Source organism: Paraplanobispora takensis (assembly GCF_016863195.1).
GTDB lineage: Bacteria > Actinomycetota > Actinomycetes > Streptosporangiales > Streptosporangiaceae > Planobispora > Planobispora takensis.
Map to the genome: position 1 here is coordinate 92879 of NZ_BOOK01000016.1, position 21348 is coordinate 114226.

The window sequence follows — 21348 nt, forward strand, 5'->3', positions numbered from 1 at the left end:
CAGCATTGTGGCAGCCGGACGCGCATGTCAAGGAGAGGTGTCCGGCAGTTGGGAGGGAACGGCGGTGAGGATTCGTTGACGTGAGGTCCATGCATCGTTACGGTCCTGCAACAGAGAGCGCTCTCTGCACCACTGTCCCTCTCCGGCGACTCCGTGCCGCCGGCAGCCCGGTACCCGAGGAGGTATCCGTGGGCTTCTCACCCCCCTTACGCAAAGTAATCGCCGCGGTGGCCGTCGTCGCGACGGCGGTGACCGCCCCCGTCGCCCTGGCCGGCCCGGCCCTGGCGGTGGACGTCGGTTCGGGCAGCTACGCCTCCGCCCGCCCGGCCGGCGCCGCGGGCCCGTCCGACTCCGACGGCGCCGCCGTCAGCCCGAAGGTCACCGGCCGGATGGCCGGGCGCGCCGTGCCCACCAACGACTGGTGGTCCTCCCTGGTCTTCCAGCGCTACGCGGGCAACCCGTACTCCGAGAACATGTACGCCCACCCGATGTCCTTCCACGCCAACGCCTCGGGCATCAGCGTCGGATACCCCGGCAACCCGGGGATCTCCTCCGACGGGCGCATGTACGAGCACATCCACCAGAGCGACCTCAACGTGGGCGTGGCGGGTCTGAACGCGCCGAGGACCGAGGTCGACGGCTGGGGCGACTGGACGGTCACCCCGCGCTGGAGTGACGGGACCCGCACGCTGCGGACCACGATCGGTCACGGCTCGCCGTACGTCTTCGCCGAGGTCACCGGCGGGAACGCGCTGGTGAACTTCACCGGCTCCACCACCGTCTGGCAGAACAGCGGGAATGTACTCGGAGTAACCGTCAACGGCCACGACTACGCGCTGTTCGCCCCCTCTGGCGTCACCTGGTCGCTGACCGGTACGGCCTCCGCCGGCGCCCCCGCGTCCTTCTTCTCGGTGGCAGCGCTGCCCGCCCGGGGAGCGCTTTCTCTATTTCAGAAGTACGCCTACTCGTTCGTCACCGACAGCCGGGTCAGCTGGTCCTACGATGCGGCGACGGCCCAGCTGAGAGCCACCTACACGGCTTCCACGGCCGCTCGGCAGGGCACTCAGACGGGAACTCTGCAAGCGCTCTATCGGCACCAGTGGGCGAACTCCGCCGACACGGTCACGGCGTACCGCTACGCCTCGCCGCGCGGTGAGATGCGCCTGCGCGAGGGCGCGTCGTTCACCACCACGGCGAAGTTCAACGGCGTGCTGCCCGCTCTGCCGATCGCGCCCGGCGCCGACCGGGCCAGGCTGCGGGCCGGCATCGACGCCGAGCTCAACGCGGCCGACCCCTACAAGGGCGCCACCGACACCTACTGGACGGGCAAGGCCCTGTGGCGGCTGGCGGCGCTGATCCCGGTCGCCAACCAGATCGGCTACACCGCGGGCAGGGACAAGGCGATCCAGCTGGTCAAGACGCGGCTGGCCGACTGGCTCACGGCGGGCTCGGGGGAGAGCTCGCGGCTGTTCGCCTACGACTCCGCCTGGAAGACGCTGATCGGCTATCCGGCGGGCTACGGCACCGACAGGGAGCTCAACGACCACCACTTCCACTACGGCTACTACGTGCTGGCCGGCGCCATGATCGCCCAGCACGACCCCGCCTGGGCCTCCGACTCCCAGTACGGCGGCATGCTGAAGCTGCTGGTCAAGGACGCGGCCAACTACGACAGGTCCGACACCCGCTTCCCGTTCCTGCGCAACTTCGACCCCTACGCCGGGCACGCCTGGGCCTCGGGCCACGCGGGCTTCGGGCACGGCAACAACCAGGAGTCGTCGTCGGAGGCGATGATGTTCAACGCCGCCGCCGTCCTGTTCGGCCAGGCCACGGGCGACACGGCGCTGCGCGACATGGGCATCTACCAGTACACCACCGAGCGCGAGGCGATCGGCCAGTACTGGTTCGACGCCTCCAACGCGGTCTTCCCCTCCTCCTACGGCCACGACACGGTGGGCATGGTGTGGGGTGCGGGCGCCAGCTACTCCACCTGGTGGACCGCGAACGCCGAGGAGATCCACGGCATCAACATGCTGCCGATCACCGGCGGCTCGCTGTACAACGGCGCCTGGAAGGCCGACATCCAGCAGAACGTCAACGAGCTGCGCGCCTCCAACGGGGGCCAGGAGACCGAGTGGCGCGACGTCATCTGGCAGTTCCTGGCGATGGCCGACCCGGCCACCGCGCAGTCGCTGTGGCTGGGCGCCGACCCCGCTCCCGAGGACGGCGACTCCAAGGCCCACGCCTACCACTGGATCTCCGCGCTGAACGCCTGGGGCACGCCCGACCACTCGGTCACGGCCGACGTCCCGACGTACGCGGTGCTCACCAGGAGCACGGGCAAGACGTACGTGGCCTACAACGTCTCCGGCAGCGCCGTCACGGTGCGCTTCTCCGACGGGCAGACGCTCTCGGTCCCGGCCAGGGCGATGGCCTGGCGCGGGCCGGCGGGCAGCGGGACGGAGCCGGGCAACGGCGGCGGCCCCAGCCCGAGCCCCACGCCCAGCCCCACCCCGACCGTCACTCCGACTCCGACCCCGACCCCGACTCCGACTCCGACTCCGACGCCCACCCAGCCCGGCGGGGTCGACGCCCGCTCCACCATCCAGGCGGAGAAGTACCAGGCGCAGTCGGGCACCATCGTGGAGACCACCACCGACACCGGCGGCGGGCAGAACATCGGCGCCATCGCCAACGGCGACTGGCTGCGCTTCGACGGCGTGAACTTCGGCGGCACCGCGGCCACCCAGTTCAGGGCCCGCGTCGCCTCCGGGGCCGGGGCCGGGATCAGCGGACTGGTCCAGGTGCGCCTGGACAGCCCCACGGCGGCCCCGATCGGCGACTTCGCCATCGCCGGCACCGGAGGCTGGCAGAGCTGGCGCACGGTCTCGGCGAACATCGCCGGCGTCACGGGCACCCACACCGTCTACGTAACCTTCAGCAGCGGGCAGCCCGCCGACTTCGTCAACCTCAACTGGTTCACCTTCGCGACGAGCTGACGCGGGTCGTGGCGCGGCACCCGCGACGGACTGACCGGGCCGTGCCACGACGCCGGACGACGGGCTGACCGGGTCGCGTCACAACGCTGCGCGACAGGCTGAGCCGGTCGCGCGGCACCCGCCGGGCGGGGGCCTTGCGGGCCCCCGCCCGATCGTTTTCGAGAGCGCTCTCATCCCTTTGGAGCGGCCTTTGGAACGTTGTTGAAATATCGAATTAGCAACTGCGTAACCGTAGGATCACAATCATTGACATCCCGCCCCCGGCCCACAAAGCTGCAGAGAGCGCTCTCACATCGGTGAGGGCGGCGGCCATCAAGGCAGATAACGCGGTCACGCGGTGGCCTCACGCGGACGTCGCGAGGTGGCCCGCCCGGCCCCCAGGCGGGGCCGGCCCGGCAAAGTAATGGAGGAAGGGTCCATGTCGCTCCTCTCTCATCCCGCACGCGTCGCCCTGATCGCGGGCAGCGTGGGCCTGGCGCTCGTCGCCGGCGGATGCGGCTCGTCCGAGCCGACCAGCACGGCGGGCGGCGACGGCGGCACGTCCGCCGAGTGCGCTCCGTACGCGGAGTACGGCAAGCACGAGGGTAAGAAGGTCTCGATCTACTCCCCGATCCGGGACGTCGAGGCCGACCTGTTCCAGCAGACCTGGGCGCCCTTCGAGAAGTGCACCGGGATGAAGATCAACTATGAGGGCACCGGCGAGTTCGAGGCCCAGATCCAGGTGCGCGCCGACGGCGGCAACCCGCCGGACATCGCCTTCTTCCCGCAGCCCGGCCTGCTGGAGCGCTTCGCCAAGGCCGGCAAGCTCAAGCCCGCCTCCGCCAAGGTCAAGGAGCTGGCCGACAAGAACTGGTCGGCTGACTGGACCAAGTACAGCACGATCGACGACGTCTTCTACGGGGCCCCGCTGGGCGCCAGCGTGAAGTCCTTCGTGTGGTACTCGCCGAGCATGTTCAAGGAGAGGGGCTGGGCGATCCCCAAGACCTGGGACGAGCTCATGACCCTCTCCGAGACGATCGCCGCCGGCGGTGTCAAGCCCTGGTGCGCGGGCATCGAGTCCGGCGACGCCACCGGCTGGCCCGCCACGGACTGGATCGAGGACGTCCTCCTGCGCGAGATCGGCCCCGAGGGCTACGACGAGTGGGTCGGCCACAAGCTGGCCTTCAACGACCCGAAGGTCGTCGCCGCGGTGGACAAGGTCGGCGCGATCCTGAAGAACGACAAGTTCGTCAACGGCGGCTACGGCCCGGTCAAGAGCATCGCCAGCACCGCCTTCCAGGAGGGCGGCGTGCCCATCACCGCGGGCAAGTGCGCGCTGCACCGCCAGGCCTCCTTCTACGCCAACTTCTGGCCCGAGGGCACCAAGGTGGCCGAGGACGGCGACGTGTTCGCCTTCTACCTGCCCGGCAACGACCCGGCCAAGAAGCCGGTGCTCGGCGCGGGCGAGTTCGTCGCGGCCTTCGCCGACCGGCCCGAGGTCCAGGCCGTGCAGGCCTACCTGGCCACCGCCGACTACGCCAACGCCCGGATGAAGCTGGGCACGTACGTCTCGGCCAACAAGGGCGTCGACATCGCCAACGCGCAGAACCCGATCGACAAGCTCTCCATCGAGATGCTCCAGGACCCGAACACGGTCTTCCGCTTCGACGGCTCGGACCTGATGCCGGCCGCGGTCGGCGCCGGCACCTTCTGGAAGGGCATGACCGACTGGATCAACGGTAAGGACACCAAGACGGTCCTCGACTTCATCGAGAACTCCTGGCCGAAGTCCTGATCCCGGACCTCTCCAGGCGTCCGGCTCCGCGCGCGGCACGGCGACCCCGCCGCTCCCGCCGCGGAGCCGGACGTCCCCTCACCGGCACGATCCCTCCCGGAGTTCTCCGATGAACCTGGATTTCGACTTCGCGGCGGAACAGCCGAAGCTCGTGCAGCTGCTGCTCGGCATCGTCGCGTTCTGCGCGGTGGTCGCGCTGCTGCTGCTCCTGCTCGACCGCGCGCCGATGCGGCAGCGGGCGCGGCTGCACGCGGCCATCCTGCTCGCCCCGGCGCTCATCCTGCTGGCGATCGGACTGGTCGTGCCGGCGGTGCGCACCACCATGCTGTCGTTCATGAGCGGCGACGGCGCCGCGTGGGTGGGGCTGGACAACTACATCTGGATGTTCACCCAGCCCGAAGCGGTGACGGTGCTGCGCAACACGCTCATCTGGCTCGCGCTCGTCCCCATCCTGGTGACGTCCGTCGGCCTGCTGTACGCCGTGGTGGTCGACCGCACCCGGTTCGAGTCGATCGCCAAGTCACTGGTCTTCCTGCCGATGGCGATCTCCTTCGTCGGGGCGGGCATCATCTGGAAGTTCGTCTACGCCTACCGGCCCGAGGAGAGCGACCAGATCGGGTTGCTCAACCAGATCGTGGTGGCCCTGGGCGGCACGCCCCAGCAGTGGCTGCTGGAGCCGCCGCTCAACACGCTGTTCCTCATCGTGGTGATGGTGTGGATCCAGGCGGGCTTCGCCACGGTGGTGCTCTCTGCCGCCATCAAGGGCATCCCCGCCGAGATCATCGAGGCGGCCAAACTCGACGGCGCCTCCCCGGTCCAGATGTTCTTCCGGGTGACGCTGCCGAGCATCCGCTCGGCCGTGGTCGTGGTGCTGGTCACCCAGTCGATCGGCACCCTCAAGCTGTTCGACATCGTCCGGACCATGACCGGCGGCCAGTTCGACACCAGCGTCATCGCCAACGAGATGTACAACCAGGCGTTCCGGTACGGCGAGACCGGCAAGGGCGCGGCGCTGGCCGTCTTCCTGTTCGTCCTCGTCACGCCGATCGTCGTCTACCAGATCCGCCAGCGCCGGGAGGCCGTCCGATGACGACCGTTTCGAGCACCGTCACGGTGACGCAGTCCGGAGCCAGGGGCGCCGCCCAGCGCGTCCGCCAGAGCCTGACGAGCAGGACCGCCGGCATCGTGGCGATCGTCATCGCGCTCCTGTGGACCACCCCGACCTTCGGGCTGTTCCTGTCGTCGCTGCGGCCCGAGGACCAGATCAAGACCACCGGCTGGTGGACGTTCTTCGCCGACCCGCAGCTGACCCTGGAGAACTACCGGCAGGTGCTGTTCAGCACCTCCTCGTCCTCCGGGCAGATGGCCAGCTTCCTGATCAACTCGATCGTCATCACGATCCCGTCGGTGCTGTTCCCGCTGGCCTTCGCCGCCTTCGCGGCCTACGCGCTGGCCTGGGTGCCCTTCCGCGGGCGCAACCTGATCTACATCGGCATCTTCGCCCTGCAGGTGGTCCCGCTGCAGATGGCGCTGGTGCCGCTGCTGTCGTTCTTCTCCGAGGGCGTCTCGGTGTTCGGAACGCAGATCATGCCCGCCTGGGAGCTGGAGGGCGCCTCCCGCTTCGCGCAGGTGTGGTTCGCCCACACCTGCTTCGCCCTGCCGCTGGGCGTCTTCCTGCTGCACAACTTCATGTCGGAGCTGCCCGGCGAGCTGATCGAGGCGGCCCGGGTGGACGGCGCCACCCACGGCGTGATCTTCCGGAGGCTGATCCTGCCGCTGGTCGCGCCCGCCCTGGCGGCTTTCGGCATCTTCCAGTTCCTGTGGGTCTGGAACGACCTGCTGGTCGGCCTGATCTTCGCCGGAGGCACGGCCGAGACCGCCCCCATGACGGTCCGGCTGGCCCAGATGGCCGGGACGAAGGGCAACGAGTGGCAGCGCCTGACCGCCGGGGCGTTCGTCTCGGTGATCGTCCCGCTGATCGTCTTCCTGTCGATGCAGCGTTACTTCGTCCGCGGACTGCTTGCGGGCAGTGTCAAGGGCTGATGCCGCCGCGGGCGCCCGGGCATGGGACCGGGCTCCCGTGAAGATCCACGACGTGTCCTCCGATGGACTATCGTCGTGCCAACCGAAGGTCTATCGGAGGCCCGCATGAAGCGCCCCACCCTGGAGGCGGTCGCCGCCCGCGCGGGAGTGTCCCGGGCCACCGTCTCCCGGGTGGTCAACGGCCACCCGACCGTCGCCCCCGACATCCGCGACGTGGTGATGCGAGCGGTGGAGGAGCTGGGCTACGTCCCCAACGCCGCCGCCCGCACGCTGGTCAACCAGCGCACCGACTCCATCGCCCTGGTCGTCTCCGAGTCGCCCACCCGGGTGTTCTCCGACGACCCGATGTTCTCCACCGTGATCCGCTCGGCCAGCGCCGAGCTGGAGGCGGCCGACAAGCAGGTCGTCCTGATGCTGACGGGGTCGGCCAGGAGCCACGCCCGGGTGGAGCGCTACATCGCCGGGGGCCACGTGGACGGCGTAATGATCATTTCGATGCACGGCGCCGACCCGCTGCCCGTCGCGGTCACCCGCATGCGCATCCCCGCCGTCTCCTACGGCCGGCCCGCCGTACCGGTGGACCTGCCCTACGTCGACAACGACAACGTGGGCGGCGCCGAGACGGCCGTGCGTCACCTGATCGAGGCCGGGCGGCGCCGCATCGCCACCGTCGCCGGGCCCCAGGACATGATCGGGGGCCAGGACCGCCTGGCCGGCTACCGCAACGTCATGCGCGGCTCCGACCACCGCTCGATCGTCGCGGTCGGCGACTTCACCCGCGAGTCCGGCGCCATCGCGATGCGCCAGCTCCTGGAGGACGACCCGAAGCTCGACGCCGTCTTCGTCGCCAACGACCTGATGGCGATCGGCGCGCTGCAGGCGCTGCGCCAGGCCGGCCGGCGGGTCCCGGACGACGTGGCCGTGGTGGGCTTCGACGACATCGAGGCGGCCCGCTACACCGAGCCGCCCCTGACCACGATGCGCCAGCCCGTCGTCGAGCAGGCCGCCGCCATGGTCCGTCTGCTGCTCGGCCTGACCACCGGCGGCCCGGCCGACCCGATCATGCTCCCCACCGAACTCGTCGTCCGCGAATCCGCCTGAGACCCGATCCCCGCACCCGGGCGGGTTGAAGCCGTCCGCGGCCGGATGGATCATTCAGTGCGGAGGTGATCGTGGCCGGGGTCGGATGGGACAGGATGACTGACGCCGATTTCGAGAACATCGGCGATCCCGCCGTGCAGGCCGAGATCCTGGCCGTCGGCGAGGAACTGCGCTTCCCCCCGCGCCGCAACCGCCGCAGGGACGAGGGGTGGGTCAGGGGCAGGGAGGGGAAGATCGCCTGGCGGCGCGGGTTGTCGGACCGGGCCGCCGCCCTGGCCGACGACCTGCCGGCCGGGCCGGACTACGCCGATCTCCCCGATGACGACGACCTCGTGGGCGAGCGGTGGTGGGAGGACCGCAGGCGGGCGTGGGACTACTACCTGATCTATCGCGACCCGACCCCGGCGGAGTACGAGGCCGCGCTCCGGCAGGGGGAGGCGATCAGCCGGTGGGTGGTGCGGATCCTGCACGTCTCCGACATGGTGCGCCTGCTCTGACGCCCGCCGTGTGCCGGTTACGGCAGGTCGAGGCCGAGCCGCTTGGCCACCTCGGCGCTCGACCAGCCCTGCGGCTCCGTGCCGGCCCGGTCGCGTTCGCCGAGGAGGGCGCCGTGCTCCTCCAGCAGGCGGGCGACGAGTTCCCCTTCGAGCCCCTTGCCCATCAGGGGGGTGATGAGGGCCACGAACCGCCCGTGGCGCGTGATGACCGCCGGTTTCCCCGAGTCGTTGATCTCCTGGATGACCTCGGCGGTCCTCTGGTTCAGGTCGCGCATCTTGTAGATCTGCATGTCCGCCCGGCCGATCCGTCGCTTCTTCGCCGTCATGGGCACCCCTGCGGGAGCGGGTGTAGTACATTTGTACTACAACTGCCCTCTCATCACGAGCTGATGCGCCGGCGGCGCGAGAGGACCGGGTGATGCACGCGTCCGGGATCGAGTTCTCCCCGTCGGTCGCCAATGACGTCTCCCACGCCTCCGACCTGCGCGCGGCCGCCCGCTGGCTGGTGGGGGCCAGCGCCACCGTCGTCGCCGCCCTGGTGGCGGGCCTGCAGCTGCGCGACCTGGACGGCCTGGACGACGTCGGCCCCTGGGCGGTGACCGTGGCCCTGACGGCCGTCCTGGGGACGCTGGCGAGCGTGGTCTGGACGCTCTACCGGGCGGCCGAGGTCCTGTCGGTGCCCCAGCGCAGCATCGACGAGCTGTCCGAGCTCGACCGCGAGGACCAGGGCGACTATCCGAACCCCCGCCTCGTCGCCCCGGCCACGGGCCTGATCCGCTATCTGGTGGTGGAGCGCCGCGCCGACCTGCTGGGCGCCTCCCGCGACGCGATCTGGCAGCTGACCCAGGACCACAACAAAGCCCATCGGGCGCTGCTGGCCAGTCAGCCGGTGGAGGCGGTGGAGATCGGCGGCCGCGTCTACGACCTGCGCTCGGCCGCCGACAGCGCCGCGCTGTCCAGTCTCGCGACGGACCTCGAACGGCGGGTCCAGCGCGTCGTCGACGCGGCCTCGGCCTATGAGACCCAGCGGCGCTACGAGCGCCTCGCCAGGGGCCTGCGGTGGGCCGGGGTGCCCTTCGTCGCCAGCCTCCTGGTCCTCACCTGGCTGACGACCCTGCCCCCGCGCCTGGCGCAGGTCACGACGCCCACCCCGATCGAGGTCCTGATGCCCGCCGGCATGCCCTGCGGCGGACGGACGCTGCAGGGCATGGCGGTGGGAGGGACGATGGACGCCCCGATCGTGGTGCTGCCCGCCCAGCAGGGGTGCCCCCCGCGCAAGCTGAGCGACACACGGGACCTCGTCGTCATCCCGCGGCCGGTGGAGGCGATCCCGCAGCCGACCGGATAGGCCCGGCCGGCGGCGGGACCGCGGCGCTTCCACTTACGGGGACTCCTCCCCGTGCCGCCTTGAGCACCCCGTCTCAGTGGCGTCGCTGCTCAGAGGTGAGGGGACGGTCCTCGGCGGGGTCGTGCCGGCGGGCCTGGGGGACGGGCGGGGCGGAGGGGTCCTGCGCCCCGGTGGCGGGCGGCGTCACGGACTGGTCGTACGGCTGCGCGACGGGAGGCGTCACGGACTGGTCGTACGGCTGCGCGGCGGGACGCCCGGTCGCCGGGTCGTACACGCCCGCCGACGCCGGGGGCTCGACCACCACGGTGTCGGCCGCGGCCGGGCGGTGGCCGCCCTCCAGGACCGCGCGGGCGTGGTCGAGGTGGGAGGCGGCGACCAGCACGTCGTAGCGGCCCGCGACGATGGCGCTGCGCGAGGCGAAGTCGCGCTTGCCGCCGGTGAAGAAGTGGTTGATGAACCCGAACGCGGCGCCCATCACCGCGCCCCACAGTCCCGCCCACAGCACGAGCACGATGAACGACATCGTGGTCGAGGTGAACAGGCCGAGGAACGCCCCGACCACGAGGCCGAAGACCAGGCCGCTCCCGGCTCCGGCGAGCGCCGCCCGGCCGTTGGTCATCCTGCCGGTGACGGTCTCCTCCAGCCGGAGGTCGCTGCCGACGATCGCCGTGTTCTCGACGGGGAAGCCCGCGTCCGAGAGGGCGTCGACGGCCCGCTGCGCGGCAAGGTAGTTGTCGTATCCGACCAGGGTCCTGCGGTCGACGACGACCGGTGTGTCCAGACCCACGGGTAGCTGTGCCATGTCCTTTCGCCCTTCCGAGTGAGAGTGACTCGGGGAAGCGGGCTACCCGGGGCGCCGGTGAGGATGCATGCCCCGCCGGGTTTTCCCGTCACCGGAGCCCCCGGCGCCCGCGCCCCGGGCCGTGCGAGGGTCCGGGACGCGGGGGCGCGGGGGCGCGGTGCGGGGAGCGGGAAGGGCGGCCGGGGACTACCAGCTCTGGTGGAGCGGCATGCCCTCGGTGTAGCCGGAGGAGCTCTGCACGCCGATCACCGCGCGCTCGTGGAACTCCTCCAGGGTGGAGGCCCCCGCGTAGGTGCACGAGGAGCGCAGGCCCGCCACGATCGCGTCGATCTGGTCCTCGACGCTGGGCCGGACCGGGTCGAGGTACATCCGCGAGGTGGAGATGCCCTCCTCGAACAGGGCCTTGCGGGCCCGCTCGAAGGGGGAGTCCTCGGCGGTGCGCAGCTTCACCGCCCGGGCCGAGGCCATGCCGTAGTTCTCCTTGTACCGGCGGCCGTCGGCGGCGGTGCGGGCGTCGCCGGGGGACTCGTACGTGCCGGCGAACCAGGAGCCGATCATCACGTTGGCGGCTCCGGCGGCCAGGGCCAGGGCCACGTCGCGGGGGTGGCGGACGCCGCCGTCGGCCCAGACGTGGCGGCCCAGGCGGCGGGCCTCGGCGGAGCACTCCAGCACGGCGGAGAACTGCGGGCGGCCGACGCCGGTCATCATCCGGGTGGTGCACATGGCGCCCGGCCCGACGCCGACCTTGAGGATGTCCGCGCCGGCCTCGACCAGGTCGCGCACTCCGCCGGCGGTGACGACGTTGCCCGCCGCGACCGGCACCCCGGGGTCGAGCGCGCGGACCGCCTTCAGGGCGGAGATCATCTTCTCCTGGTGGCCGTGCGCGGTGTCCACGACCAGGCAGTCGATCCCGGCCTCCAGCAGCTCCTTGGCCTTGGCGGCCACGTCGCCGTTGATGCCGACGGCGGCGGCGACGCGCAGCCTGCCCCGGTCGTCCACGGCGGGCGTGTAGAGGGTGGCGCGCAGCGCCCCGGTCCTGGTCAGGATGCCGACCAGGCGGCCGTCGCCGTCGACCACGGGGGCCAGGCGGTGGCGGCCCTCGTGGAGCCGGTCGAAGGCCTCGCGGGGGTCGAGCCCGGCGGGCAGGGCGAGCAGGTGGTCGGACATGACGTTGGACAGCTGGGTGTACATGTCCACGCCCTGGCAGTCGGCCTCGGTGACGACGCCGATCGGGCGGCTCTCTCCGTCGACGATGATGACCGCTCCGTGGGCCCGCTTGGGCAGCAGGCTCAGTGCCGCGCCCACGGTGTCGTGGGCGGTGAGGGTGAGCGGGGTGTCGTGGACCAGGTCGCGCCGCTTGACCCAGTCGACGACGTCGGCGACGACGTCGATCGGGATGTCCTGCGGGATCACGGCGATGCCGCCGCGCCGGGCGACGGTCTCGGCCATGCGGCGGCCCGCGACCGCGGTCATGTTGGCCACGACGATGGGGACGGTGGTGCCGGTGCCGTCGGAGGTGGACAGATCGACGGCGAGGCGCGACCCGATGGATGATCTCGAAGGGACCATGAACACGTCGCTGTAGGTCAGGTCGTAGGCCGGGGCCGTCTCATTCAGGAATCTCACGTGCAGCTACCTTATGCGGTGAATGGATATGGGGCTTCATTCCCCGTTTGCCCACCTCCCATGGGGGACAACTCGGTCCGCGCGGGGGTTAAGATCCGATTCGCGTGTTTTATCGGGGTGGCCATCAGGAGGCGCTGTGATCATTGTTGATCGACCGGAGACGCTCGTCGTGGGCCATGCCGTACGGACCTCCAACGCCGAGGAGATGGACCCCGCGCGGGCGAAGCTGCCGGCGCTGTGGCAGCGGGCGGGGGCTCCCGGAGCCTTCGCGTACGTGCCGGGCCGGGTGGACGAGAACCTGTACGCGGTCCTGACGGACTACGAGAGCGACCACCACGGTGCCTACACCCAGATCGTCGGGGTGGCCGTGCGCGCCTTCGCCGCGCTGCCCGAGGGCATGGTCGCGGTCCGGGTGCCCGCCGTCCCGGCGCTGAAGCTGGAGGCCCGCGGGCCGATGCCGGGCGCCCTCATCGACTCCTGGCAGCAGCTGTGGAAGCACACCGAGTCCGGCGGCACCCCGGCCCGCGCCTTCACCACCGACCTGGAGATCCACCACCCCGGAGGCGTGGACCTCCACATCGCGATCTTCCCGCCGATGCGCTGAGCGGCCCCGGGTCTCAGTCGTCGTCGTCCGGCGGCGGGTCGGGCAGCCGCCAGCAGGAGACGATCAGCGGAAGCACGAAGTGGGTCAGGGCCAGCGCCAGGAACAGATAGAGCATCGCCGACCCGGGCACGGTGTGCCCGCGTCCCTGGAACATGCCGTTGACCAGGAACACGACGGCCAGGGCGGCGAGGATCGTGGTCGTCGCCCGCTGGGCCAGCGCGACGGCGCGCAGCCGCTCGCCCAGCTGGCGCTCGTCCAGCTGTTGCTCGGCGAGCGCGGTGACGCCGCGGGTGGCGACGTTCATCAGCGTCACGGCCGGGAGATAGACCAGCCCCATGACCACCAGCAGGGTCAGGACGATCCAGCGCTGGGCCTCGGTCGGGCCCATCACCCATGCCACCACGGCGTTCACCCAGCTCAGCGCCAGAGCGAGCGCGGCGCCCGCGGCGAGCAGCCGCCGGCGCTCCCGCGTGGCGTACCAGGCGGGCAGCATGTCACGCTGCATCACCTCGGCCTGTGAGCGCTGCCAGCGCTCCTTCCAGCCGGTCATCACTTCACCTCGCTGCCCAGCCGGGGGAACGGCTTGAGGGAGAACACGACTTCCATGGGAACCTCGAAATACTCGGCGATGCGCAGGGCGAGGTACAGGCTCGGGCTGTACTCGCCGCGCTCCAGATAACCGACCGTCTGATAGTGCACACCCAGCGCCGCCGCCAGGTCCTTGCGTGAGATCCCGCGCTCGGCCCTGAGCATCGGGATGCGGTTGTACACCTCTTCCGCGGACATCGCAGCAGTCTCCCAGCCCGGGGGCCGCAGTCACGCGGCCTGCGTGGCGAGCTGCCGCTCGGCGAGCCGCGAGCCGGACTCCCGCCGGGTCATCCGGCGGATCAGGCCCGGCGCGAGCAGCATCCCGGCCACCGTCCAGGCGCCCAGCACGGCCGCGACGTACGGCAGGCGCCAGCTCCCGGCGATCTCGGCGACGAGCATCGAGTCGGGCAGGAACGCCGCGCGCAGGCCGAGCCCCTGCCAGTAGAGCGGGAACGCCTGCGCGACCCACTGGATCGCCTCCGGCATGGCCGTCACCGGGAACATGACGCCGGAGGGGACGAGCAGGAGCATCATCGGCAGGGCCACCATCCCGGCCCCGGACTTCGAGCTGGGCAGCAGGCAGCCGATCGCGGCGCCCAGCGGCACGACGGCGACGGTGCCCAGCACCAGCACCCACGCCAGCGTCAGCCAGTCCCGGGGAGGCGCGACGCCGCCCACGAGCACGGCCGTGGCCACCAGCAGCGCGCTCTGCAGGGCGATCTGGCACAGCACGGTCACCGCCCGCCCGGTGAGGTAGGCGGGGATCCCGCCGGGGACGGCGCGCAGCCGCAGCAGCGCCCCCTCCTCCCGGTCGGTGACCAGCGACAGCGGGAGGGTCATCAGCCCGTTGGAGAAGACGGTGAAGGCCAGGAACCCGGCCGTCATGAACGTCGCGTTGGAGACGTCGGTCCCCTTCACGGGCCGGTCTCCCATCCACAGCAGCATCAGGGCGAAGAAGCCCACGGCGCCGATCAGCGTGCCGATCAGCTCCCTGCGGTTCCTGAGCAGGTGCATGTGCTCGGCCCAGCCCCGCCGCATCCCGATACGCAGTGCCCTCATGTTCACGCCGCCCTCCCGATCAGCTCCAGATAGCTCTCCTCCAGCGACGGCCGGCGGATCTCCAGTCCCGGCACCGGCCCGTCGAACCTCCTGTGCAGCTCCCACGCCGACCGCGAGGGGTCCGGGGTGGACAGCACCCGCTCCCGCCCGTCCTCGATCCAGCGCACGCTCGACTGCGCCTGCACCTCCCGCGCCAGCTCGCCGGGGGTGCCGCAGACGGCGATGCGCCCGCCGACCAGGATCGCGGTCCGGTGCGCCAGCTTCTCGGCCTCGGCCAGGTCGTGCGTGGTGAGCACCACGGTCATGCCGTCGTCGGCCGCCAGGCGGGTGAGCAGCAGGTGGAACTCGTGCCGGGCCTGCGGGTCGAAGCCCGTCGTCGGCTCGTCCAGGAACAGCAGCTCGGGCCGGCCGATGATGCCCAGCGCGACGTCCAGCCGGCGGCGCTGCCCGCCGGACAGGCGGCCGACCTGCTGCCCGGCCTGCTCCGTCAGCCCGACGGAGGCCAGCAGCTCGCCGGGGTCGCGCGGCGCGTCGTAGAAGCGGCTCAGGTGGACGACGAGCTCCCGCACGCCCCACCGGGTGTGGTCGCGCCAGTTCTGCAGCACGATCCCCAGCCGGGCCCGCCAGTCGTCGCCCCCCTTCTCGGGGTCCGTCCCGAGCACGCTCACCTCACCCGCCGACCGCCTCCTGAAGCCCTCCAGGATCTCGATCGTGGTGGTCTTGCCCGCCCCGTTGGGGCCGAGGAGCGTGAAGATCTCCCCTCGCCGGATCTCCAGATCGACTCCGCGCAACACGTCGGCCGCGCCGTACCGCATCCGCAGGCCGCGCACACTCACCGCAGTACTCATGCGGATGAATGTAGTAGACCTACTACATTCGAATCAACTCCTATGACAGGAGAAGGCACATCTAAGACAGGGGTGCGGTACGGCCGGCGGGCGTGAACGACGAGACCGGGGCGTCCCCGGGCAGGTCAGCGGGGCGTCAGGACGATCGGGAAGGAGGTCACTCCGCGCACGAAGGCGTTGGGCAGGATGCGCGGGCCGCGGTCGTCGGCCCAGGCGGCCGAGCCGATCCGGCGCACGAACTCCTCGAAGAAGATCCGCAGCTCCAGCCGGGCCAGCGCCGCGCCGAGGCAGAAGTGGGTGCCCAGGCCGAAGGCGATGTGCCCGCCGGGGACGCGGGTGACGTCGAAGACGTCGGGGTCGGTGAAGACGGCGGGGTCGCGGTTGGCGGAGCCGTACATCATCAGGACCTGCTGGCCCTCGGAGATCTTCTGACCGGCCAGGACCGTGTCGCGGGTGGCGGTCCGGCACATGTTGAGGACGGGGGTGGTCCAGCGGATGAACTCCTCGACCGCCTCCCCGATCAGCCCCGGGTCCTCTCTCAGCAACGCCCACTGCTCCGGGTGCCGGATCAGCGCGTCGATCGCGGTGGCGATCACGGTCCTGGTGGTCTCCGCGCCGCCGTCCAGCAGCAGCAGCGCCTCGTTGGCCAGGTGCTCGTCGTCGTAGTCGGACCGCCCGGCCCACAGCGTGGTCAGATCGTCGTGCGGGCACCTGCGCCGCTCGGCGGCCAGTTCCAGCACGGCCGTGGCGAACTCGCCGGCCGCCACGGCCGCGTCGTGGGTGACGTAGCGCAGGCCGCCCCCGGCCACGATGGTCGTCTCCGACCAGTGGACCAGCTCCGGCCAGCGCTCGTCGGGGAAGCCCAGCAGCCAGCCGATCATCCGGCCGGGCAGCGGCGCGGCCAGCGCCGGCACGGCGTCCACGGTGCCCTTCTCCAGCGCCTCGTCGATCAGCTCGGTCACCACGGACCTGATCCGCTCGGTGTACTTCTCCGTGACGTAGCGCGGGGTGAAGCGCCGGTAGACCAGGCGGCGGCGCTCGGCGTGCTCGGGGTCGTCCATCCCGATCATCGACGGGTCGCTGGGCAGCTGCGGCCGGTAGCCGCCCGTGCTGGACCACAGCCTGCCGTCCCGCTCGACCGCCGAGATGTCGGCGTGCCGGGACAGGCCCCACAGACCGTTGCCCTCGTCGAAGTAGGCCGGGGCGTTCTCACGCAGCCAGGCGTAGAGCGGGCCGGGGTCCCCGGCGTACATGTCTCCGTCGAGCAGGTCGATCCTGGCCGCGTGGTCCATCGTGACTTCCTCTCAGGCGAGTACTCCCGACGCCCGTAGCCCGGCGGCGGTCTCCTCCGGCAGGCCCCATGCCGACAGGTCGGCCAGCCGGGTGGCGGGGGAGAGGTCCTGCTCGGGAACGCCCAGCAGCCGGGGCGCGGGCACGGGCTGCCGCACCCCGCCGACCTCGACGAAGGCGCCGCGCGCCTTGTTGTGCGGGTGGTCGCCCGCCTCGGACATCTCCAGCACGGGGGAGACGCACGCGTCCGAGCCGTCGAACACCGCCTCCCACTCGGCGCGGGTGCGGGACCTGAACGCCTCGGCCAGCCGTTCGCGCAGCGCGGGCCAGCCGGCCCGGTCGTTGCGGTCGGGCAGGTCGGAAAGGCCCATCAGGGAGACCATCTCGGCCCAGAACTGCGGCTCCAGCGCGCCCACCGCCATGAACTTGCCGTCGGCGGTCTCGTAGGTGTCGTACATGGGGGCGCCGGTGTCGAGCAGGTTGGTGCCGCGCGGGCCCCAGAAGCCGCTCTGCACGCCGTGGTAGAACATCGCGAACAGCGTCGCGGCCCCGTCCACCATGGCGGCGTCGATCACCCGGCCCTCCCCGGTCCGCTCCCGCTCCAGCAGGGCCAGCAGCACGCCGTAGGCCAGCATCAGGCCGCCGCCGGCGAAGTCGCCGAGGATGTTGATCGGCGGGGTGGGCTTGCCGCCCTCGCGGCCGAGCATGGACAGGATCCCGGAGATCGCGATGTAGTCGATGTCGTGCCCGGCCGTCGGCGCCAGCGGGCCGTCCTGGCCCCAGCCGGTCATCCGCCCGTAGATCAGGCGGGGGTTGACCCCGTGCAGGTCCGCCGGGCCGATGCCCAGCCGCTCGGCGACCCCCGGCCGGAAGACCTCGATGACCACGTCCGCGTTCGCGGCCAGGCTCTTGAACGCGGCGACCCCCTCGGGGGACTTCAGGTCCAGGCCGACGGTCCGCTTGCCGCGGTCCATGACGTCGGAGCGCGGCTTGTCCCCGGCGGCGGTCACGGCGGAGACCCGGTCGACGCGCAGCACCTCCGCGCCGTGGTCGGCCAGCATCATCCCGGCGAACGGCCCGGGGGCCAGACCGGCCAGCTCCAGTACGCGGATCCCAGCCAGCGGGCCCTTCCTGCTCACGTGATCCATGGCGTTCCCTCCGGGGTGCGCTCTCGAACTCTAACCGGGCACCCGGTAAACAAGCAATCGCTTGGTAGTGCGCGGCTCATCCTGCGAGGCCAGTAGAACAACATTCCACTCTCCCTGGCAAGACGCTCGGCGGGACGGGCGGGGCGTGTGGGAAACTTGCGGCTCGACGGATCGGGAGCTGGGGACCTGGGGGACGGGGCATGGCACATCCGCACGGGGGACGCGCGGTCGCCGGACGATACACACTCGTGCGCGAGCTCGGCCGGGGTGGCATGGGAGTGGTGTGGGAGGGCTACGACACGGTCCTCGACCGCCCGGTCGCGGTCAAGGAGGTCCTGCTCCCGCCGCACCTGTCACCGGCCGAGCACGAACGCCAGCTGACCCGCACCTCCCGGGAGGCCAGGACCGCGGCCCGGCTCAACCACCCGGGCATCGTGGCGGTCTACGACGTGGCCGAGGAGGACGGCCGTCCCTGGATCATCATGGAGCTGGTCAGGGCCCGCGGGCTCGACGAGGTCGGCTCACTGCCGACGCGCCAGGTCGCCCACATCGGCCGCCAGGTGCTGTCGGCGCTGCACATGGCCCACCAGGCCGGGATCATGCACCGCGACGTCAAGCCGAGCAACATCCTGCTCACCTCCGAGGGCCGGGCGGTGCTGACCGACTTCGGCATCGCCACCGTGGAGGGCGACGTCTCGCTGACCCAGACCGGCATGGTCACCGGCTCACCCAGCTTCCTGCCGCCCGAGCGCGCCACGGGCACGCCCGCCGGTCCCTGGTCGGACCTGTGGGCGCTGGGCGCGACGCTCTACGCGATGCTGGTGGGCCGGGCGCCCTTCGAGCGCAAGGACGCCATCTCCACGCTGGGGGCGCTGCTCACCGAGGAGGCCGACTTCAGCCGGGTGCCTGCGGAGATGTACGAGGTCCTGTACGGCCTGATGCAGCGTGAACCCGCGCACCGCCTCACCGCCGAGCAGGCCGACGCGCTGCTGGCCGAGGTGAGCGGGGACACGGTCACGACGGCCCGGCGGTCCGGGGTCCACCCCTCCGTCCTCACCGCCGCCGTCCCCGGGGCGGACGCGGCGGCCGGGCCGTCCCCGGCCGGGCGGTTCTCGACGGGGCAGCGGCTCCCGGCCGGGGACCTCCAGACCCGGCATCTTCCGGACGGCCCTCCCCGGACCGGGGACTCGATCGGGCCCTCCCCCCTCCGGCAGCCCACCGCGCCGGCCCACCCCGTCCGGGGCCGCGGCGCGGGACGGGCCGCGGCGCCCCGGCGCGGGCGCGGCCCGATCGCCGTGGTCGTGGCGCTGGCGGTGGTCCTGCTGGGCGCCGGCGCCGCGGGATGGATCATGTCGGCCGAGGACGGGCGGGTGGCCGCCGAGGCGGCTCCGGCCGCGGACGAGCCCGCCGCGGCCTCCGCCGAGGACGACGAGCCCGCCGCCGAGGAGCCGGAGGAGCCCGCCTCCCCCACGCCCGAGCCCAAGCCCACCAAGAGCAGCCGCCCGGCCGCCGCCAAGCCGGACCTGGCCGTCACGGAGAAGGACGACTGGTCCATCAAGCACCCCGCCGGCTGGCGGGCCCAGGCCCTGCCCGGCGGGGAGGGCGTGCGCTGGACGCGGCCCGACGGGGGCGCCTCCATGTCGGTGGAGGTCGTGCGCTCGATCGGCGACCTGGAGTCGGTGTGGTCGAACGCCAGGGCGGACACCGCGCGGAACAGCCAGATCATCACCCAGGAGTGGAACCGGGTCACCACCGCCTACGGCAGCGGGCTCGACTGGCGGCTCACCTGGCGCCCGCGGGAGGACGGCGAGACGGGTGAGAGCGGCGAGGTCGGCGAGGTCGGTGAGATCGACGCGGGCGGCGAGGCAGACGAGGCCGACGGGAGCGACGAGTACGGCGAGGACGCGGACTACGGCGGGAAAGCGGATTACGGCGGGGACGCCGGGTCGCAGGAGGACTCCTCCGGGCGGAGCTTCCGGGAGACGCGGCGCTTCATCGAGGTCGGCGACATCGCGGTGGTCCTGACCTGGGTGGTTCCCGCCGAGGAGGGGCCGGCCTCGGACGGCACGATGCGCTCGGTGTTCGACAGCTTCCAGGTGTGGCGCCGGGTGACCTGACGGGGATGCGGACATTACCTCCTCAAAGAGTTTTCAGGGGTTTAACCCACCCCTCCTGGCTTATGGGATATCGGGGATATAACGTTCTATGGACGATCTTTCCGGTCGAGAGTCCTGGGGGTGATGTTCTGTGACACGTACGACACAGATGTCGGAGCACCGGAGGGCAGTCGAGCGGATCAGGGAGTCCTACTCGGCGATCCCGCAGGACGCGCCGCCCCGGCTGGCCAAGGCCACCACCAACCTGTTCAGGTTCCGCAAGGGCGGCCAGGGGGCCGCGCTCTCCGCCAAGGACCTCGACCGGGTCATCGAGGTCGACCCGGTCACCATGACCGCCGAGGTCCAGGGCATGACGACCTACGAGCACCTGGTGGACGCCACGCTCCCGCACGGGCTGATGCCGTACGTCGTCCCGCAGCTCAAGACCATCACGCTCGGCGGCGCCGTCACCGGGCTCGGCATCGAGTCCACCAGCTTCCGCGACGGGCTGCCGCACGAGTCGGTCGAGGAGATGGAGATCCTCACCGGCGACGGCCGCATCGTCGTGGCGCGTGACGACAACGAGCACCGCGACCTGTTCCGGGCCTTCCCCAACTCCTACGGCACGCTCGGTTACGCCCTGCGCATCCGGATCAGGCTCAAGCCCGTGCAGCCGTACGTCCGGCTGACGCACATCAAGTTCACCGACGCGCACAAGTGCATGCTCGCCATGCAGGAGATCTGCGAGAGCCGCGAGCACGACGGGGAGCCGGTCGACTTCGTCGACGGCACGTTCTTCGAGCCGGGCGAGCTCTACATCACCGTGGGCCGCTTCGCCGAGCGCGCGCCGTACGTCTCCGACTACACGGGGATGCGGATCTACTACCAGTCGATCCAGAGCAGGACCCGCGACTGGCTGACGGTCCGCGACTATCTGTGGCGCTGGGACACCGACTGGTTCTGGTGCTCGCGGGCCTTCGGCGTGCAGGGGCCGCTGGTGCGCTCGCTGATGCCGCGCCGGTGGATGCGCTCCGACGTCTACCGCAGGCTCGTCGGCCTCGACCGCAGGTACGGCCTGATCGCCCGGGTGGACCGGTGGCGCAACCAGCCCATGCAGGAGTCGGTCATCCAGGACATCGAGGTGCCCGTCGAGCACGGGGCGGACTTCCTGGAGTTCTTCCACGCCAAGGTCGGCATGACGCCGGTGTGGATGTGCCCGCTCACCGCGGGCGGCCGCTGGCCCCTCTATCCGCTGGAGCCCGGGCGGCTGTATGTGAACTTCGGTTTCTGGGGGACCGTCCCGCTGCCCCGGGGGCAGTTCGACGGCTACCACAACCGCCTCATCGAGCGCGAGGTGCACGGTCTCGAGGGGCACAAGTCGCTGTACTCAACGTCGTTCTACCCCCGGGACGAATTCTGGCGTCTGTACAACGGTGACGCCTACTGGCCGGTCAAACGGGCCTACGACCCGGGCGGCCGGTTGCTCGACCTCTACGACAAGTGTGTGCGGGGGCGTTAAGGAGGT

The 21348-nt window shown here is 71.3% G+C and carries 19 protein-coding genes; 10 read left to right on the forward strand and 9 right to left on the reverse strand.

Features of this window, described 5'->3' with window-relative positions; genetic code table 11:
• Positions 1–227: 227 nt before the first annotated feature.
• From Pta02_RS12050 to Pta02_RS12075, 6 genes are all read left to right on the forward strand, one after another.
• Positions 228–2999 (forward strand): glycosyl hydrolase, encoded by a 2772-nt coding sequence (locus tag Pta02_RS12050; RefSeq protein ID WP_203874851.1) that lies wholly within the window; start codon positions 228–230, stop codon positions 2997–2999.
• A 418-nt stretch (positions 3000–3417) separates the two neighbouring features.
• Positions 3418–4773 (forward strand): ABC transporter substrate-binding protein, encoded by a 1356-nt coding sequence (locus Pta02_RS12055; protein WP_203874852.1) that lies wholly within the window; start codon positions 3418–3420, stop codon positions 4771–4773.
• Positions 4774–4888: 115 nt separating this feature from the next.
• Complete coding sequence (locus Pta02_RS12060; protein ID WP_203875019.1) at positions 4889–5863, forward strand: carbohydrate ABC transporter permease; 975 nt, start codon at positions 4889–4891, stop codon at positions 5861–5863.
• Entirely contained in the window at positions 5860–6816 is a 957-nt protein-coding gene (locus Pta02_RS12065) for a carbohydrate ABC transporter permease (protein WP_203874853.1), read from the forward strand. Before Pta02_RS12060 ends, Pta02_RS12065 begins: the two co-directional genes overlap by 4 nt.
• Positions 6817–6921: 105 nt before the next feature.
• Complete coding sequence (locus tag Pta02_RS12070) at positions 6922–7917, forward strand: LacI family DNA-binding transcriptional regulator (protein ID WP_203874854.1); 996 nt, start codon at positions 6922–6924, stop codon at positions 7915–7917.
• A gap of 95 nt (positions 7918–8012) precedes the next feature.
• Entirely contained in the window at positions 8013–8414 is a 402-nt protein-coding gene (locus Pta02_RS12075) for a hypothetical protein (RefSeq protein WP_203874855.1), read from the forward strand.
• 17 nt (positions 8415–8431) lie between these two features.
• Here Pta02_RS12075 and Pta02_RS12080 read toward each other — a convergent pair whose 3' ends face one another.
• The gene (locus Pta02_RS12080) at positions 8432–8740 is read right to left on the reverse strand and encodes a type II toxin-antitoxin system Phd/YefM family antitoxin (protein ID WP_203874856.1); all 309 of its coding nucleotides are present in this window, start codon (positions 8738–8740) and stop codon (positions 8432–8434) included.
• Positions 8741–8832: 92 nt separating this feature from the next.
• Here Pta02_RS12080 and Pta02_RS12085 point away from each other — a divergent pair, with 92 nt between their 5' ends.
• The gene (locus tag Pta02_RS12085) at positions 8833–9762 is read left to right on the forward strand and encodes a hypothetical protein (protein WP_203874857.1); all 930 of its coding nucleotides are present in this window, start codon (positions 8833–8835) and stop codon (positions 9760–9762) included.
• Between the two features lie 73 nt (positions 9763–9835).
• Here Pta02_RS12085 and Pta02_RS12090 read toward each other — a convergent pair whose 3' ends face one another.
• Together Pta02_RS12090 and Pta02_RS12095 are read right to left on the reverse strand one after the other, a co-directional pair.
• A complete protein-coding gene (locus Pta02_RS12090) occupies positions 9836–10564 on the reverse strand; it encodes a YflT domain-containing protein (protein ID WP_203874858.1) in 729 nt (242 codons plus the stop codon).
• Between the two features lie 186 nt (positions 10565–10750).
• A complete protein-coding gene (locus Pta02_RS12095) occupies positions 10751–12190 on the reverse strand; it encodes a GuaB1 family IMP dehydrogenase-related protein (RefSeq protein ID WP_203874859.1) in 1440 nt (479 codons plus the stop codon).
• Between the two features lie 136 nt (positions 12191–12326).
• Here Pta02_RS12095 and Pta02_RS12100 point away from each other — a divergent pair, with 136 nt between their 5' ends.
• Positions 12327–12794, forward strand: a complete 468-nt coding sequence (locus Pta02_RS12100) for a GyrI-like domain-containing protein (RefSeq protein ID WP_203874860.1) — start codon at positions 12327–12329, stop codon at positions 12792–12794.
• A 13-nt stretch (positions 12795–12807) separates the two neighbouring features.
• Here the strand turns inward: Pta02_RS12100 and Pta02_RS12105 are convergent, their stop codons facing one another.
• From Pta02_RS12105 to Pta02_RS12130, 6 genes are all read right to left on the reverse strand, one after another.
• Positions 12808–13344, reverse strand: coding sequence for a hypothetical protein (locus tag Pta02_RS12105; protein WP_203874861.1), 537 nt, complete (start codon positions 13342–13344; stop codon positions 12808–12810).
• Positions 13344–13580, reverse strand: coding sequence for a helix-turn-helix transcriptional regulator (locus Pta02_RS12110; RefSeq protein ID WP_203874862.1), 237 nt, complete (start codon positions 13578–13580; stop codon positions 13344–13346). The genes Pta02_RS12105 and Pta02_RS12110 overlap by 1 nt, the downstream gene beginning before the upstream one ends.
• Positions 13581–13610: 30 nt before the next feature.
• The gene (locus Pta02_RS12115; RefSeq protein ID WP_203874863.1) at positions 13611–14441 is read right to left on the reverse strand and encodes an ABC transporter permease; all 831 of its coding nucleotides are present in this window, start codon (positions 14439–14441) and stop codon (positions 13611–13613) included.
• Between the two features lie 2 nt (positions 14442–14443).
• Positions 14444–15289 (reverse strand): ABC transporter ATP-binding protein, encoded by an 846-nt coding sequence (locus tag Pta02_RS12120; protein ID WP_203874864.1) that lies wholly within the window; start codon positions 15287–15289, stop codon positions 14444–14446.
• A 125-nt stretch (positions 15290–15414) separates the two neighbouring features.
• Positions 15415–16581: a cytochrome P450 gene (locus Pta02_RS12125; protein WP_203874865.1), complete on the reverse strand. Its 1167-nt coding sequence runs from the start codon at positions 16579–16581 to the stop codon at positions 15415–15417.
• Between the two features lie 12 nt (positions 16582–16593).
• Positions 16594–17727 carry a CaiB/BaiF CoA transferase family protein gene (locus tag Pta02_RS12130; protein WP_203874866.1) on the reverse strand — a complete coding sequence of 378 codons (1134 nt, stop codon included), beginning with the start codon at positions 17725–17727 and terminating at the stop codon, positions 16594–16596.
• A gap of 200 nt (positions 17728–17927) precedes the next feature.
• On the opposite strand from Pta02_RS12130, the gene Pta02_RS12135 reads away from it, so the two are divergent.
• Both Pta02_RS12135 and Pta02_RS12140 read left to right on the forward strand, forming a co-directional pair.
• Positions 17928–19844 (forward strand): serine/threonine-protein kinase, encoded by a 1917-nt coding sequence (locus Pta02_RS12135; RefSeq protein ID WP_203874867.1) that lies wholly within the window; start codon positions 17928–17930, stop codon positions 19842–19844.
• A gap of 148 nt (positions 19845–19992) precedes the next feature.
• Positions 19993–21342 (forward strand): FAD-binding oxidoreductase, encoded by a 1350-nt coding sequence (locus Pta02_RS12140; protein WP_203875020.1) that lies wholly within the window; start codon positions 19993–19995, stop codon positions 21340–21342.
• Positions 21343–21348 lie beyond the last annotated feature (6 nt).

What these genes read in the sequence shown, in the direction of transcription:
- Pta02_RS12075 (WP_203874855.1), top strand. Translation starts at nt 8,013, where the DNA reads ATGACTGACGCCGATTTCGAGAACATCGGCGATCCCGCCGTGCAGGCC.
- Pta02_RS12085 (WP_203874857.1), top strand. Translation starts at nt 8,833, where the DNA reads ATGCACGCGTCCGGGATCGAGTTCTCCCCGTCGGTCGCCAATGACGTC.
- Pta02_RS12065 (WP_203874853.1), top strand. Translation starts at nt 5,860, where the DNA reads ATGACGACCGTTTCGAGCACCGTCACGGTGACGCAGTCCGGAGCCAGG.
- Pta02_RS12105 (WP_203874861.1), bottom strand. Translation starts at nt 13,344, where the DNA reads ATGACCGGCTGGAAGGAGCGCTGGCAGCGCTCACAGGCCGAGGTGATG.
- Pta02_RS12140 (WP_203875020.1), top strand. Translation starts at nt 19,993, where the DNA reads ATGTCGGAGCACCGGAGGGCAGTCGAGCGGATCAGGGAGTCCTACTCG.
- Pta02_RS12115 (WP_203874863.1), bottom strand. Translation starts at nt 14,441, where the DNA reads ATGAGGGCACTGCGTATCGGGATGCGGCGGGGCTGGGCCGAGCACATG.
- Pta02_RS12120 (WP_203874864.1), bottom strand. Translation starts at nt 15,289, where the DNA reads ATGAGTACTGCGGTGAGTGTGCGCGGCCTGCGGATGCGGTACGGCGCG.
- Pta02_RS12110 (WP_203874862.1), bottom strand. Translation starts at nt 13,580, where the DNA reads ATGTCCGCGGAAGAGGTGTACAACCGCATCCCGATGCTCAGGGCCGAG.
- Pta02_RS12135 (WP_203874867.1), top strand. Translation starts at nt 17,928, where the DNA reads ATGGCACATCCGCACGGGGGACGCGCGGTCGCCGGACGATACACACTC.
- Pta02_RS12130 (WP_203874866.1), bottom strand. Translation starts at nt 17,727, where the DNA reads ATGGATCACGTGAGCAGGAAGGGCCCGCTGGCTGGGATCCGCGTACTG.
- Pta02_RS12125 (WP_203874865.1), bottom strand. Translation starts at nt 16,581, where the DNA reads ATGGACCACGCGGCCAGGATCGACCTGCTCGACGGAGACATGTACGCC.
- Pta02_RS12080 (WP_203874856.1), bottom strand. Translation starts at nt 8,740, where the DNA reads ATGACGGCGAAGAAGCGACGGATCGGCCGGGCGGACATGCAGATCTAC.
- Pta02_RS12090 (WP_203874858.1), bottom strand. Translation starts at nt 10,564, where the DNA reads ATGGCACAGCTACCCGTGGGTCTGGACACACCGGTCGTCGTCGACCGC.
- Pta02_RS12070 (WP_203874854.1), top strand. Translation starts at nt 6,922, where the DNA reads ATGAAGCGCCCCACCCTGGAGGCGGTCGCCGCCCGCGCGGGAGTGTCC.
- Pta02_RS12055 (WP_203874852.1), top strand. Translation starts at nt 3,418, where the DNA reads ATGTCGCTCCTCTCTCATCCCGCACGCGTCGCCCTGATCGCGGGCAGC.